A 14,687-nucleotide genomic window follows, 5' to 3' on the forward strand; every position below is an offset into this window, starting at 1 on the left:
TGCCGAAGTTCGCAGAACCCGCACAGCGCTACTGCCCGGCCGGGGTTTATGAGGTGGTGGAAGAAGAGGGCAAAGACGCCCGCTTTGTGGTCAACTTCCAGAACTGTGTGCACTGCAAAACCTGCGATATCAAAGACCCAAGCCAGAACATCACATGGGTCACACCGCAAGGCGGCGACGGACCAAACTACCCGAATATGTGACGCAACACACCGCTTGATCCGATGACCCGCGGGCCTCTTAAACTGCGCAGCTCACAGCGGGTCAGGGCGATCGCTTGACCTTTCAGCGCCTTAGGCACCTTAAACCTGATCAAACGGCACGATCACCTGCGCATTTGGGAAGGTCTGCGTCACATCCTGCGTCGCCGTTTCAAGAAAGATCAGCTTGATATTCGCCCCAGCATCCATGGTCGCAAAGGCCAGCAAACCATCCTTGCGCGCCTGCCACAGCCGCTCCAGCAATACCCAGCTCTCCGCTGTCAGATAGCTCAGTGCCGGACGCGCCGCCTGCATGGTTGCATGCATCGCCAAGGCATTGGCCTCCGCCAGCGCGCCCAGCGTGTCAAAATCCTGCGCGCACACTGCCCGCTCAATGGCCGCGCAATCCGCTTCGGCCTGATCCGGCCAACTCTGAAAAAGCGGGCTGGTGGCGACCGTGTGGTTCATACCATCACGCGAAGAGTGCGACTTCGGGCCAACATCTACCGGCAGGATGGCAATACGAAACTCCGGCCAACGCACATCCAATGGATGCGCAAAACTGTCTGCCCCATCCTCACGCACACCTTTGTCCCAGCGCACAAACCCATGCCAGAAAGATCGGGTCGCGCTGCCGCTGCCCAGACGGGCCAACAGGCTCATTTCGGCTTCGCTCACAACATCGGTCAGACCAAAACTGCCGCAAAGCGCGCGCGTCAGCGCAGCAAAGCCAGACGCCGAAGACGCGAGTCCCGCGGCCGTGGGAATGGTGTTGTTGGTTTCAATCCGCAGCGGCACAGCTTTTTCACCACGAAACAAATCCGCGAATTTCAGCGCTTTGGCAGCAAAGGGCGTTTCAAGCGCCAGCTCTTCCCCACCCAGTGTCACATGATCAAGCCCATCCTCAGAAGGCCCAACTTGCGTGTGTGACCCCCATTCGGCCAGCGAGATGGACAAAGAACTGTTCAAAGGCAGATTGCGTGCCCGATCCCGCTTGCCCCAGTATTTGGACAGGGCAATGTTGCTCGGCGCATAGGCAGCATAGGTCTGCGGAGCTTCTGCCAGCGCAGCCTTTCCTATGGCCTGCTGGAGCATCTCTTTGGCCGCATCATGCATGAATGATCAATCCTTCTGTGGCCAGTTCGGCCTTTGTAAACCCATCAGGCACGGCTCCAACCGCAACCACGCAGTCACCCAGCCCTGAGCCAGAAATCTTGACAGCAAGCACTGCGGGATCCGATTGCGCCTGTGCGATGATGCCAGCCAACGTGTCATCGCAAACGCCCAGTTGTTCCATCAGACTCTGATACTGCGTCAGGCTTGCGGCAAATGCCTGCCAGTCTTCGCCTTGCGCAGCCTCGATAGCCTCGTCGGCTTGCTGGCCCATCTCGGCATAAAGCGCATGAAAGATCTGTTCCTGCCCCTCCATACGCTCCGCAATCAGCTTAAGCACCTCTGAGGTGGGCGTTTTGTAACCGGCATATTTCAACGCGAGAACCGGAGGGCGTGGCAACCGGATGATCGCCGCCTCTGGCGGCGCTTGATAAGCGATCATGCCCCCCGTTAAGCTCGCGGCGAGATCAGCGCCACTCCCGCGTCCTTGAATGTCACGGATAATGGTCACAGCATCTGTGTGAATCTCCGCGGGATCTGCATCAACCAGCGCACTCAGCGCACCGAGCACAGCAATTGTCACCGCCGCAGAGGAGCCAAGCCCCAAAGTGGGATCAATCTCGGATGTGATTTCCAGATCAAAGCCCGTCTCAATACGGCTGACATGGGTGCGAATACACGCGATCACAAAGCGGTAGGCATGAGACGGTTCAAGCGCACCCAGCGATGTTTCAAAAGGGTCCGCGATCTGGGAAACAATCCGCACATTCTGATCAGACCTCTGTGTCAGCGTCACGGTAATGCGCTGTTCAATCGCCGCAACAACGGCGCGATGGCCATACACGACGGCATGCTCGCCCGCGATCATGATCGACCCCGGTGCGCTGGCTTTGATCCGTTTCATCAAATCTGTCCTTCACCTGCGCGGTCATATTGAGGCGCCGGCCCAGCGCTCGCCCCCTGTGTGGCCATGCGCAATCTGGACCAGGCTTTGCCCGGATGCCGCATCATCAGATCCGCCATTGCGGCGTGATCTTGCAGGCGCACCAAAACGGCGCCGCCCCCTGCGCCTTTGACAGAACCCGCCCCACAGATCTTGGCAGCACCACCAAGCGCGGTAACCTCTTTCACAAAATCCTGCGCGGGTACGGGCACCACGCCAATGCGCTCCAGCAGGCTTTGATTTTCGCGCAGTACAGTGGTCACCTCGCCCCCATCGGACAAAGCCTGCGTCAGCGCGTCAGTACACTGCGCAAATGCCACCCACAGCTGCGTATCCTGCCCATGTCGCGCGCGCACATGTGCGACACACTCTCCGGTTGAACTTTCCGGGCTGCCATGCAACACCCAATACCAGCCTTCGCCCTCAGCAAGCCCATGCGCTTCATGCACTGTCGGCACGCTGACCTCTGCGTCATTCACGTGCACCAGACCGCCCCGCACCACCGCAGCTGCATCGATCGGCCCGGCTTTGCCATGCTTCAAGCGCTCACAGAACCGCACACGTTCATAACGCTCATCCAGCGTCTTGTGGCGATCCAGCAGCGTCTCAAACAAAACTGTGGTCGCAGCCACCACCGCCGCAGAGGATCCAAGCCCCGCGCCAATCGGCAGCTCTGATCGGCTGGACAACTGGCCGGGGTGCGGCAAATGCCCAACAGCACCGATCCCGGTCATGGTTGTGCCTCTATGCCCATCTCCATCCTGCAACAGCGACGCCAGCGTATAGACGGCGAGGTCATCTGGGTGGGTCAGAATTTCATGCACAGGCAGCTCGCCACGCTTAAACTGGTCAAAGCGTTTGTCAAGCGACGACTTGAATTTATGCAAAAGCTTCAGCGGGTAATCGACGCCCGACGACAGGTTCTCAAACGCTGTCCGCAGGCCCTCTCCAGGACCCTGCGGCACAAATTTGACCTCTGTGTATTGCGCCAGCGCCATGGCCAACGCGGGCGCACCATAAAGCACCGAGTGTTCACCCGACAAAATCAGCTTGCCCGGCGAATGGGCGACAGACACACCAGAGCCTTCAGGCGTGTTTGTCGACGTAGATACGCTTGTGATCATTGATGCTTGCCAGTCTGTAGCGCCCACGAGCTTCATCCGCAAAGATCAGCTCTTCGCCGTCTTGTGCCACGGGCGCGCCCCAAAGCTCAACGTAATCTTCGTAACTGACAGCCATGCGTTCTTCCAGAATGGTTTGATGCAGCTGCTTGAACAGATGCGCCTGATACCCTTCCACAACGGTCGCATCAAAGAACTCACCGGTTGCGCCAGACCCATAGGAAAACAAGCCGATCGACTTGCCCGACAGATCTTCCTCTGCATTCTCAAGCGTCGAAATCAGCGCCAGATAAATCGAAGCGGTGTAGCTGTTGCCCACCACGCGATTGTATTCCATGCCCGGCAACGCAAGGCTCATGTCCAGATCGGCCTTAGCCGATTTCGCAAGATGGCGATGCGCCTTCTCGCCCATGCGCGAAAACGGCAAATGGTAGCAAAACCGCGAGAATTCCGCATAGGACTTGCCGCCATTGGCTTCATAATCCCGCCAGGCTTCCAGCATCGCATTGAGATACCGCAGCGTGGAAAACTTGCCATCAAACAATGGGGTCCGGCGGTGGTTGGGACGCCAGAAATCCATGATGTCTTCGCTGAACACACCAGACACCACACCAACTTCCAGCAGTTTGGGATCCGCGCTCACCAGCATGGCCACAGCGCCTGCGCCCTGCGTCGCTTCGCCAGAACTGTCACGATCATACCGCGCCACATCAGAGGCAATCACAAGCACCTTGCGATCTGGCCGACGCGCAACATAGCTACACGCCATCTGTAAAGCCGCCGTTGCCGAATAACATGCCTGCTTTAGCTCCACGTTACGGCAATTTGCATTCAACCCCAGCAGGCGATGCACATAGATCCCGGCGGCTTTCGACTGGTCAATGCCCGTTTCCGTGGCAAACATCACCGTATCAATGCCATCAGTACCGTAGCGATCAATCAACGGACGTGCAGCTTCCGCCGCCATGGTCACGATGTCTTCATCCTGCCCCGGCAGTGCGATCTTATCCTGACCAATCCCACGGGAGAACTTCTCAGGGTCGATCCCCTGCTGTTCGGCCAGTGTCGCCAGACTTATGTAACGATGAGGCGTGTAAAAGCTCATCGCCTCAATACCAGTTTTGATCATTTCGTTCCGTCTTCTACCGAATTAACGAAAGGTTCCCCTTGAGCGCCTGAACGTCAGCCGTTCCCAAAAGGAACATGGCCGTGGCAAACTCTCTCTGAAACTTCCTTATCTTTTTCACCACGCTGTCGCTGGAGTCCTGCGCCGCTACAAGAAATGGCGCGGCAACGCCACACAGATCAGCGCCAAGAATCACACATTTCGCCATATCTACACCATCTCTTATCCCGCCGCTGGCAATCAGAGTGGTTTTCGTTGCGTCGTGCGACAATGTTTCCCGTGCTTCAATCAGGCTCTCAACAGTGGTGAGCCCCCAATCCTGAAAGACCAACCCCAAGTCGTCGTCATCTTCTGATCGACGATGGTATTCGATGCGGCTCCAAGACGTGCCGCCACGCCCGGCCACATCAAAGTGGCGAATTCCGGCTTTCAGGCCCAGCGCCACATCTGCTTGCGACAGCCCAGAGCCGACCTCTTTCAATACCACAGGCACATCCAACGCACCTGCGACCTGCGCAATCTTCTCTGCAAGCCCGGAAAAATCGCGGTCTCCTTCAGGCTGCACAGCCTCCTGAAGCGGATTGAGATGCAGATACAGCGCATCAGCTTTCAGCACGTCTACCGCCTCACGGCAATGCTCCACACCAAAGCCCTTGTTGAGCTGCACCGCCCCCACATTGGCAAGCAACGGCACATCCGGCGCCAGCCCACGGAGATCAAAGCTCGCCTTTGCTTCGGGGTTCGTGAACATCACACGCTGCGATCCCACGGCCATTGCCACGCCAGTTTCCTGTGCCGCGATCGCCAGATTGCGGTTCATATGCAGGCATTCATCCCCGGCACCGCCCGTCATCGAAGAAATCAACAACGGAAACGGCAAACGCTTACCCAAGAAGTCACACGACGGATCAACCGCATCCATATCCAGCTCAGGCAGCGCCCGGTGGGTCAGGGAAATATGCTCAAAGCCGCTGCTCTGACGCTCAATCTGAGGGTCAGACAGAATGGCACGAATGTGCTCCAGCTTGCGCCCAGCGACGCTGCGGCTCACCGACGCCTCATTCACCGTTCAAGCTCCATGTGGGTGCGCACCAATTCCCCCGGATTTGTTTGTGCCGCCAAAAGAGACAGCTCACCGCAGAGCACAACCGCCGCACAGATGCCTGCCAGTCGGCGGGCGTTTTCACCAGCAGGTCGGTCGTCTTTACAGCCCATTCTGACAAGATTTTCCTCGACCGCTGTGTTGCCTTTACCAGCCCCAACGGACCCCATGATCAGGTTGGGCAACGTGCAGGCGAAATAGAGATCTTCGCCACGCTTTTCACAGGTCACCTGCCCTTGCGAACCTTCGATGATATTGGCCGCATCTTGTCCGGTCGCCAGATAAAACGCCAGAAGCATATTGGCGAAATGCGCGTTTGCGCTGCGCAGAGATCCGGCAAGATTGCCGCCCACGTAGTTTTTCTCATGGTTGAGCAAAACCATCTTCTCAGCGTCTGTGCGCAACATCCGCGTCAGAATTTTGCGCGGAATCTCAATCTCCGCAATCATGTACTTGCCACGCCCCAGCAGCCCATTGACCGCAGACGGCTTTTTGTCGGTGCAGAAGTTGCCAGAAATCGAGGAGTATTCCAGCTGCGGCTGATCGGTCAAAATCCACTCCAGCACCGCCTCTGCCGCCTTCGTCACCATGTTATGACCGGAGGCATCACCAGTGGCGCATTCGACGCGCACAAACAGCAGATTGCCGGCAATCTGGCGGTTGAGCTTGATCAGACGGGCAAAGCGGCTCGTGGCGGCAATGATCTCTGCCACCTTGTCAAACTGCGCTTCAATACGGTGCCACGCTGCAACAGCTTCAGCCGCAGAACGCGCCCGCACCACGATAGAGCGCGTCATACGCTCATCTACCATAGAGACCTGAATGCCACCGCTATAACGCGACACGCCCGCGCCGCGATCTGTTGACGGCCAAAGCGGCGTTTCAAATGTTGCCAAGGGCACGCTGACCTCTCCGTCGACCACGTCGCCTTTCAAATGGAGCGGACCAACCCATCGGGTTGGAATTGGCGTGGAAAAAGTTTGCTTGTCGCGCACCTTCAGTCCCTTTTTGTTATCTTCGACCTTTTCCAGTGCATCCTGCTCTAAACATGAAGCGGATAAGGTGTGTTTCCAGAAGGAGTAATCTCTTGGGCATGCGCAATACACTTTAAGACCACGCGCTACTAGGGCTTTGTCACTCTTGATCAATCGCTTTTTTGCGAGGCCCGCACAGGTGCGAAAATTTCTCAACAACAACGAGAGAGTTTGGCGAGCCGTGGAGGACTCGAACCCCCGACCTGAGAATTAGAAGTTCCCTGCTCTAATCCAGCTGAGCTAACGGCCCACTCATGCTTCGGGTGTATCAGCCAAATCCCTGACCTTGTCAACGTGGTACACAGGTGTCGCGCCATCCATCGAAACCACGCCGAAAACCACGATCATTCACGCGCCTTTCGCAGCAACATTTTGGGTGGCCCAGCACGCCAATCTTGCCAGAACTTTCGCGCATTTTTTACTGCTAAAAATTTAGGCATGAAAACCCAACAAAAAGAATCACGTTAGTCATCTGTTATCCACTCCCGCTTACGTGGAAGGCCCAAGAAACTAAGAGGTAGTGATATGCCCGCAATATTCAAAAAAACCGCCCTATTCTTATCATTGATCTTGCTGCCATTTTCAGCATTCGCCGAAGAGGCTCCGGCCCATATCGAAGGGGCCACCACAATCAACGTAGACGAAGCTTACGCGCTGTTTGAAAACAACGTGGTCTTTGTAGACGTACGGAAACAGTCAGATTTTGAAAGTGGCCGCATTCCCGGCGCAATCCACTTGGATGTAAAATCCGCTTTCACCCCCGAAAACCTCGCGAAAGCTGTGCAGCCCTCAGATCCCGTGGTGATCTACTGCAACGGATTTTCCTGTCTGCGCTCCTCTGAAGCAACAGCCAAGGCGGTTGCGTGGGGGTACACCAATGTGAAGTACCTGCGCGAAGGCTTCCCCTCTTGGGACGAAGCCGGGTTCCCTGTCGAGTAAGCCGAGTTTAGGAGAATACAGATGACGCTAAGCGGTCGGATCATCGCTGGAATTGTGGCATTTACCATCCTTCTGACTGTTGGAGCCGGTTATTCCGGTCTCACAATCCTGCAGAAAGTGGAAAATGGTCTACTGTCTCTCAACGCACGCAATGCGACCGCAGCGGCGTCATCGGTGTTGCAAAGCAGCGAGGGTCAACTTTCGCTGCACGCCCGCACCATCGGCCGTGATCGCGCCGCGATCACGGCGCTGATTGAAAAGGACACAGCCAAACTAAAAGAGAGCCTGCTCTCCACATTTAACCGGATCTCCGCCAAGGGCGAGATGACGGACCTGATCATTTATGACGCTGCCGGGCGTGAAGTGGCTGCTTTGTCCACAGCTGAACAACAGTCCAAGACAGCGCACACTTCCACAGTGGTTGCAAAGTCTGTTGAAACCGGAAGGCGTAGCTTCGGCATTGATACTTTGCCCGACAAACGTGTGGCCGCAAACTATGTGGTCCCGCTCCTGAAAGGGCGAGAAAAGGTTGGCTTCGCACTTCTGGCGCTGGATCTGGAGGCACATCTGCCCATGATTGCAACCGCACTTGGCGGCACCGCCATTCTGGCCAGACCGGATTCCTCGGCACGGCTACACGTCCAAAAAATCGAAGCCCCCGTCGCGCAGGGCTTGGCACTGACACAACTCAATCGCATCGGCGCAACGGCCATCGCTGAGATGGCGACAATTGATGCCTCATTTGGCGTGCTCGATATCGCGGAGCATTCCTATGTGGTCTCCCGCGAAACATTCGGCGCACATGCGCAACCCAAAGACGTCTTGTTTATGATGCTCGACTTCACGGACCAGTCACTGGCTTTGTCAAAAACCATCCAAAACGCGGTGATCGTGCTTCTCCTTGGCGCCCTCGCCTGCCTCGCAGCCTTTCTGTTCTGGCTCAACCGTGAGTTCCGGCCGCTGCGCGAAAACGCATTGGCTCTATCCGCGGCGTCTCGAGATGATCCTGCTCCCAAAGTGACCGCAACGAGCCGGGCAAAAGAAATCATCGAGCTGCGCACGGCAACAGATCGCCTGCTGCAGAAATATCAGAACGAAGCGCGGGCAGCACAAGAAATGGCTGTCGTGGTGCGCGCCTGCGCAGAAGGTGATTTCACCAAGCGCCTCGACGTCAGTGACAAAGACGGCACATTCGCAGGCCTCTGCGAAAACGTGAACCAGATCAGTCAATCTGCAGACACCGGTCTCAAAGCCGTCAGTGAGGCGCTCTCCCATCTGTCCCAAGGTGATCTGACGCACCACATGCCCGAAAACTTGCCCGGCGTGTTTGGCGAAATCGCCTGCTCAATGAACGCCACGACCGACAGTTTGAACCAAATCGTCACCCGCATCTCTCAATCCTCTACCGCCATTGCCGAAGGTTCGCAGGAAATCTCCGGGCGCACCGATCAACTGGCAGCCAACGCCGAAGGAAACGCAGCCTCCGTCGAAGAAACCTCTGCAGCACTGGAACAAATGTCAGAGCAGGTCAAATCTGCCGCTGAATCTGCCGAAGAGGTGGGGCAGAGCATCAACACCATTTCGGGTAAGGCGCAGACCGGGTCTGAATTGATGACCACCGCCGTAGGCGCCATGCAGCAGATCAAAGAGGCTTCAGCCACCATTGGAAACATGCTTACAGTGATTGAAGACATCTCGTTCCAGACCAACCTGCTCGCCTTGAACGCAGGCGTGGAGGCGGCGCGGGCCGGCAAAGCCGGACAAGGTTTCGCGGTTGTGGCAAATGAAGTGCGTATGCTCGCACAACGCTCAGCCGCCGCCGCAGTGGAGATTTCAAGCCAGGTTAATCACTCTGCACAAACCATCGATCAGGGTGTGGAAACCGTTCAAAAATCCGGTGCCGCCTTCAAAGAGATCGTAGGGCTGCTCCATGACTCAAGCAGCTATATTTTCGAAATTGTAGATGCCACACGCGACACCTCTGTCGGGATCAATGAAATCACTGGCACGACAAGGCGCCTGGATCTGTCCACACAGGAGAATGCCAACAGCGTGCGCGCCACATACGAGCACACACAACAGCTTCAACATCAGGCTGTGACACTCGAGGCCACCATCGGCTCCTTCACGGTGAATCCAGCAGCCGCAGGCAGTGGGACACAAACATACCCTCACAGCACCGCCGCCTGAGCGATCCCAAAACCAAAATGCCCCCGCCAAAATTTGGCAGGGGCAAGGGGGGACAGACGGAGGTCGTCAGGGGTTATTGAAGCGCCTCAGGAGCTTTGTCAGCGATGTCTGTCCAGTTGGTGTCGGCACGTTCGATCAGACCAGGAATGTCTTCTTCCCAACGCACCTGGATGTCTTTGGACAGGTTCAGGAACAGTTCACCGTCAACGATTTTCCAATACTCTGGGTCACCGTCAAACTTGAAGCCCATGGCCGCACCAAAAGCGCAGTAGCCGCCGTACTGTGGCAGGTAGGATTCTGGGTCTGCGTCAAACGCCGCTTTGTGCTCTTCGCTTGCGAAGCGGTAAGTCGCATCGTTGTACACGGACGAGATGCGGTAGTCGCCTTTGGTTGGCTCACCCTGGGTGAAGTATGCAACCGGGTCATAGCCCTGCAGAGCCAGACCAGTGGAGCTTGCGTTCAGCTCAACGCCCGCTGCGATGGAAGTGGTCGCGAGAGCAACAGACAAAGCCGCGCCAGAAATCAGGGTCTTAAAGATGTGCATTTGGAAACTCCTTAGCATTTTGGATCTCGTTAGGAACTGCTTGGTTCCTTATGGGAAATGATGTAGCATTGGGAACCAAGTGGTACAAATCAACTAAGTGTGAATACTCTGACACAACGCGAAAGACGGACGACGCATGGCAAGACCCAGAGAGTTTAACATCGACACCGCGCTGGATGGCGCCATGGGCATATTCTGGCGTCAGGGCTATAAGGCCACAAATTTGCCAGACCTTCTGGCAGCGATGGGGCTCACCCGCGGCAGCTTTTACAAAGCGTTCGAGGACAAAGAGAGCGTCTACTGCGCTGCACTGGATCGCTATGACCACACTGTTGTGACAACCACGCTCGGCATTCTTGGCAATTGCGAGGCCGCCACCGCCACCGAATGCCTGATGCCTATGTTCACCCCATCCGACAAAACCAGCTTTGGCTGCTTTATATGTAATGCGATGGTTGAGGTCGCACCGGAAAACCCAGAAATCGCCAAAAAGACCCAAGACATGGCGGACCGTTTGCGCGGTGGCATCCTTATGGTGCTGGAAAACAAAAACGTGGGCGACAGCACCGCCTACCGCGAAGAACTCGCCGATGTGATCCTGCACCTCTATTTCGGGTTCCAGTCTATCGGCAAAGCAGGCATGCCCAATCAGGATTGGAGAGGTCGCCTGCAACGCCTGCTCGAAGAAGACCGGTAACACTCCCCCAAAACGCACTACCAAGTCTTGCGGGGCGGAGCGCTCGTCTATTTACCCTCGTTCAAATCGACTTCCAGTTCATCCGTGTCTTGCATCATGCAGATCAGCCCGCACCGCCAGAAAATCCACTACTGCAGGGAATATTTTTGCCATTTGGTGAAAGTTGCATTAGGCTTGATATCACGTTAGGTCCCTGCGGACGCAACCGAAATAGACAAGTGTGCGATATTATTATGGACAGTGTTAAGAGCAACCAAGTGAAACTGACACAAGATCCGCATACCCCCCGCGGTGAACAGCGGGAGAAGGTTCTGGAAGTGGCCATCGGGCGCGAAGTCCGCGCACATCGCAAACAACAGAACATCACAGTCGCCGAAATGTCGCGCCTCACCGATCTGTCCATCGGCATGTTGTCAAAGATCGAAAACGGGAACACCTCGCCCTCGCTAACAACACTGCAAACGCTGGCCAAAGCCCTGTCGGTGCCGCTGACCTCTTTCTTCAAAGGCTACGAAAAACACCGCGAAGCGGTGCACACCCGCGCAGGCGAAGGCGTCGAAATCGAACGCGAAGGCACGCGCGCAGGCCACCAATACAATCTGTTGGCACATATTGGGTCAAATTCCAGCGGCGTTATCGTCGAACCTTATCTCATCACGCTGAAATCCGATGCGGATGTGTTCAAAACCTTTCAGCACGACGGGATTGAAATGATCTATATGCTGGAAGGAGAAGTGGATTACCTGCACGGCAGCCAAATCTACAAGCTGCTGCCCGGTGATACGCTGTTCTTTGATGCCGATGCGCCGCACGGGCCAGAAAAGCTGATCAGCCTGCCCGCGCGCTATCTGTCGATCATCAGCTATCCCGCCAAGGGCTGATCGCCCCCGCCTCTCAACACAATAAGAAAACAGCCCCGAAGGGCTGTTTGACAGGTCTATTTCTGTAGAGCCGGTTCGGTATCCAGATCCGGCCAGATCCCCGGAGATGTCGGCAGCCCATCATCAAATTGACTCAGGTAATCCAACATCATCGGACGGTTGTCGATAAATCCCTTGTACGTCGCCAGTTCTTCCGGCAGATCGCGGATCACGCGATGCAGCCGACGGCCCCACTTCGGCATGGTCACAATATCCTGGAAAGAGATCAGGTAACAACGGATCGGAAACAACAGCGCATTAGACCGTGGCAAACGATAAAATGTTTGCAACTCCACCCGCAGATGTTGTCTCGATCCAATGTTCTCCGGCGTCAGCTCAGTCTTCTGAATACCCCATTTGTGATAGTTCTCCGGGCTGGTATCCAGCAGAGGGTTCACCGTCATCGTCCAGTTCAGACGACGCGCCGGGGCACCTTGCTGAATGTTCAGCAGGAATTTTAGCGCACGTTTGAAGATGCCCATCTCATGCGCAAGCGGCACCGGGGCGTGCCACTCAAAGAAATTCATGCCAATGTCGAAGTCCAACGACCAGTCCGCCTGTGTGGTGACCATGCCGGCATCCATCCACAGCATATCATCCCGCTGATCCAATACCGCGTAGTCGCCTTGGGCCTGACGCGTGATGTATTCCAGCGGCCCACAAGGCAGGGTCGTTTCATCCAAAAAGGTGAACTTTTGATCAATGCCCATGGGCTTGTTGATCCAGTGCCACTGATTGCCATCCCGATGCAATTCGAACAAATCAGGATAATCCTCGGATTTGGACACCATGATCAGCTCCAGCGTATCCCAACCGGCCAGTGTCATATGCGGCAGTGACTGACAACGCAGCGGGTCATCGGCGAGAACAAGCGCACGATCGCGCATCTCAGACACATAATGCTCATCCACATCGAACCGCTTTTCGTAAACCGATCCCTTTGGACCACCCCGGTGCTGCTCCATGTTCACCGAATACATGTAACTGTCTTCATGAAAGGGGAACGGGAACCGCTTGATGGCCCAATCCGAATTGCGGAAAGAATAGTCGTCGCGGAAGGTTTCTTCGTTGAATTGAATGGTCATCTTGGCCCCTCCTTAGCGGTCCAGAACCAGCGATTTGCCGACAAAGCGGCTTACGCAGGGCATGATTTTCTTGCCCGAGGCATGGTCTTCACCCTCAAGCCAGTGATCGCGGTGCAGAAATGTGCCATCGCTTTCGACCACATCTGTTTCGCATTGCCCGCAGGCACCACCGCGACACAGGAAAGGCGCATCGACGCCGCACCGCTCCATCGCCTCCAGCAAGCTTTCGTTTTCACCCACATCAATGGTGAGGTCTGATTTGCACAGACGCACCTGAAACGGTTTGCCAGGTTGCGGCGCAAGGAATTCCTCGGAATGGACATTATCATCAGGCCAACCATGGGCAGTCGCGGTGTCATGCACCCATTTGATCATGCCAGCCGGGCCACACACATAGGCATGCGTGCCCAAAGGCTGCCCATCCAGAAGATGCTCCAGATCTATCGCTTCACCTTTGCTGTCATAATAGACATGCACATTGGCCGGATGCTTGGACTGCAAATCACCGGCATAGCTCGCCAGCTCTGGCGAACGCGCCGAATAATGCAATTCCCAATGTCCGTTTGACCGTTCAAGCTGTTCGATCATCGCCATGAATGGCGTGATGCCGATCCCGCCTGCAAAAAAGATGTGTTTGCCTGCACGCAGGTCCAGCGAAAAAAGGTTGACCGGATAGGTGATCACCATCTGATCACCCTCGGACACCTTGCGGTGCAAAAACAACGACCCGCCGCGCCCCTCATCATCCCGGCGTACCGAAATCGCATAGGTGGATGTGTCAGCGGGATCGGACATCAAGGAGTAAGGGTTCAGGCGGGTGCGCCCCTCATCATGCATCTCGACAACAGTATGCGCTCCGGCGGAAAATGGCGGGAAATCCTGGCCATCACTGCGCTTGAATTCGAAACGGGTGACAAGATCATTCAAAGGCACCACGGCACTGACCACAACGTCCAGCTTTTCAGCACCTGCCTTGGCTTTTTGGGGGGATGCGCTCATTTGTACAGCTCCACAGGGTCAGGGACATTGCCGGGGTCTTCGGCGTCGATGCAGACTCCCTGAAACGCAGCGAGCCGACGTGAATAGTGGTCGCGCACAAACAGGTTCAGCCCGCAGTGTGAACAGACAAATGGATCGGTCATCACGTCTTCGGTGATGCCTTTGCAGTGTACGCACTGCATCCGCCGCGCGACCGACCCTCGGTGTTCGGTCTGGATCGCTGTATGCGGGATCCCAGCCGTGGTCGCTTCGTTCATGGCCTGCCCCATCAACCCTTCGGTGCCGCTCAAGTACACTTGCAGGCCCATATGCGCTTCGCCCAAAACATGGCGGATACGCTGGGTTGCGGCCTCAAAACTGGGACCGACATAAAGCTGTGCAGGCCCAACCGCCTGCAGCTTTTCGACATAGGTGTCGCCAGTCTCTTTCGGAATATAGATGATGTGGCTCTTTGCCATCAGGTCAGTGTCGCGGTCGGCAAGCTCCAACAGGGCTTCGGCGCCCTCGGCATCAGCAATCATCAGATGCGCTTTACCAGGGCGTGGCGCGAGCGTGCCATAGACCGGTCGGCTCGTAATGCTTTTTGGAAACTGGAATTTGGACATGCCCAGTCACCTCCCTTTTTATGCGTGTAAGGCGAAACGGGCGGGCCATTCGTCAGGCCCGCCCGAGTG

Annotated in this window: 15 protein-coding genes and 1 tRNA gene; 5 read left to right on the plus strand and 11 right to left on the minus strand. The window is 56.1% G+C overall.

Annotated features, from left to right (window positions below):
• Positions 1–203: 4Fe-4S dicluster domain-containing protein (locus J7413_RS18145; protein WP_209100810.1), on the plus strand; the 203-nt coding region annotated here is incomplete at its 5' end.
• A 99-nt stretch (positions 204–302) separates the two neighbouring features.
• Here J7413_RS18145 and mvaD read toward each other — a convergent pair.
• The 7 genes from mvaD to J7413_RS18180 form a co-directional block, all read right to left on the minus strand.
• Positions 303–1,316, minus strand: coding sequence for a diphosphomevalonate decarboxylase (mvaD, locus tag J7413_RS18150; RefSeq protein ID WP_209100811.1), 1,014 nt, complete (start codon positions 1,314–1,316; stop codon positions 303–305).
• Positions 1,309–2,217: a hypothetical protein gene (locus tag J7413_RS18155; RefSeq protein WP_209100812.1), complete on the minus strand. Its 909-nt coding sequence runs from the start codon at positions 2,215–2,217 to the stop codon at positions 1,309–1,311. The genes mvaD and J7413_RS18155 overlap by 8 nt, the downstream gene beginning before the upstream one ends.
• Entirely contained in the window at positions 2,217–3,380 is a 1,164-nt protein-coding gene (locus J7413_RS18160; RefSeq protein WP_209100814.1) for a hypothetical protein, read from the minus strand. The genes J7413_RS18155 and J7413_RS18160 overlap by 1 nt, the downstream gene beginning before the upstream one ends.
• Positions 3,343–4,506, minus strand: coding sequence for a hydroxymethylglutaryl-CoA synthase (locus tag J7413_RS18165; RefSeq protein WP_209100816.1), 1,164 nt, complete (start codon positions 4,504–4,506; stop codon positions 3,343–3,345). Before J7413_RS18165 ends, J7413_RS18160 begins: the two co-directional genes overlap by 38 nt.
• A 13-nt stretch (positions 4,507–4,519) precedes the next feature.
• Entirely contained in the window at positions 4,520–5,554 is a 1,035-nt protein-coding gene (gene fni / locus J7413_RS18170) for a type 2 isopentenyl-diphosphate Delta-isomerase (protein ID WP_209100818.1), read from the minus strand.
• An 11-nt stretch (positions 5,555–5,565) separates the two neighbouring features.
• On the minus strand, positions 5,566–6,600 hold the full coding sequence (locus J7413_RS18175) for a hydroxymethylglutaryl-CoA reductase (protein ID WP_348538779.1): 1,035 nt from the start codon (positions 6,598–6,600) through the stop codon (positions 5,566–5,568).
• A 211-nt stretch (positions 6,601–6,811) separates the two neighbouring features.
• Positions 6,812–6,889 (minus strand) — tRNA-Arg (locus tag J7413_RS18180).
• A gap of 275 nt (positions 6,890–7,164) precedes the next feature.
• Between J7413_RS18180 and J7413_RS18185 the strand changes: the two genes are divergently transcribed.
• Together J7413_RS18185 and J7413_RS18190 are read left to right on the plus strand one after the other, a co-directional pair.
• Positions 7,165–7,578: a rhodanese-like domain-containing protein gene (locus J7413_RS18185; RefSeq protein WP_209100820.1), complete on the plus strand. Its 414-nt coding sequence runs from the start codon at positions 7,165–7,167 to the stop codon at positions 7,576–7,578.
• 21 nt (positions 7,579–7,599) lie between these two features.
• Positions 7,600–9,768: a methyl-accepting chemotaxis protein gene (locus tag J7413_RS18190; protein WP_209100822.1), complete on the plus strand. Its 2,169-nt coding sequence runs from the start codon at positions 7,600–7,602 to the stop codon at positions 9,766–9,768.
• A gap of 73 nt (positions 9,769–9,841) precedes the next feature.
• Here J7413_RS18190 and J7413_RS18195 read toward each other — a convergent pair whose 3' ends face one another.
• Entirely contained in the window at positions 9,842–10,312 is a 471-nt protein-coding gene (locus tag J7413_RS18195) for a YHS domain-containing (seleno)protein (RefSeq protein ID WP_209100824.1), read from the minus strand.
• A gap of 136 nt (positions 10,313–10,448) precedes the next feature.
• On the opposite strand from J7413_RS18195, the gene J7413_RS18200 reads away from it, so the two are divergent.
• On the plus strand, positions 10,449–11,009 hold the full coding sequence (locus tag J7413_RS18200; protein ID WP_209100826.1) for a TetR/AcrR family transcriptional regulator: 561 nt from the start codon (positions 10,449–10,451) through the stop codon (positions 11,007–11,009).
• 233 nt (positions 11,010–11,242) lie between these two features.
• Positions 11,243–11,890, plus strand: coding sequence for an XRE family transcriptional regulator (locus J7413_RS18205; RefSeq protein WP_209100828.1), 648 nt, complete (start codon positions 11,243–11,245; stop codon positions 11,888–11,890).
• A 56-nt stretch (positions 11,891–11,946) separates the two neighbouring features.
• Here J7413_RS18205 and J7413_RS18210 read toward each other — a convergent pair whose 3' ends face one another.
• From J7413_RS18210 to dmmA, 3 genes are read right to left on the minus strand one after another with little or no spacing between them, the layout of a single operon-like run.
• Entirely contained in the window at positions 11,947–13,014 is a 1,068-nt protein-coding gene (locus J7413_RS18210) for a DUF3445 domain-containing protein (protein ID WP_209100830.1), read from the minus strand.
• A gap of 12 nt (positions 13,015–13,026) precedes the next feature.
• Complete coding sequence (locus tag J7413_RS18215) at positions 13,027–14,013, minus strand: PDR/VanB family oxidoreductase (protein WP_209100832.1); 987 nt, start codon at positions 14,011–14,013, stop codon at positions 13,027–13,029.
• On the minus strand, positions 14,010–14,618 hold the full coding sequence (dmmA, locus tag J7413_RS18220) for a dimethylamine monooxygenase subunit DmmA (RefSeq protein WP_209100834.1): 609 nt from the start codon (positions 14,616–14,618) through the stop codon (positions 14,010–14,012). The genes J7413_RS18215 and dmmA overlap by 4 nt, the downstream gene beginning before the upstream one ends.
• Positions 14,619–14,687: the final 69 nt, after the last annotated feature.

The organism is Shimia sp. R10_1 (genome assembly GCF_017744095.1).
Classification (GTDB): Bacteria; Pseudomonadota; Alphaproteobacteria; order Rhodobacterales; family Rhodobacteraceae; genus Shimia.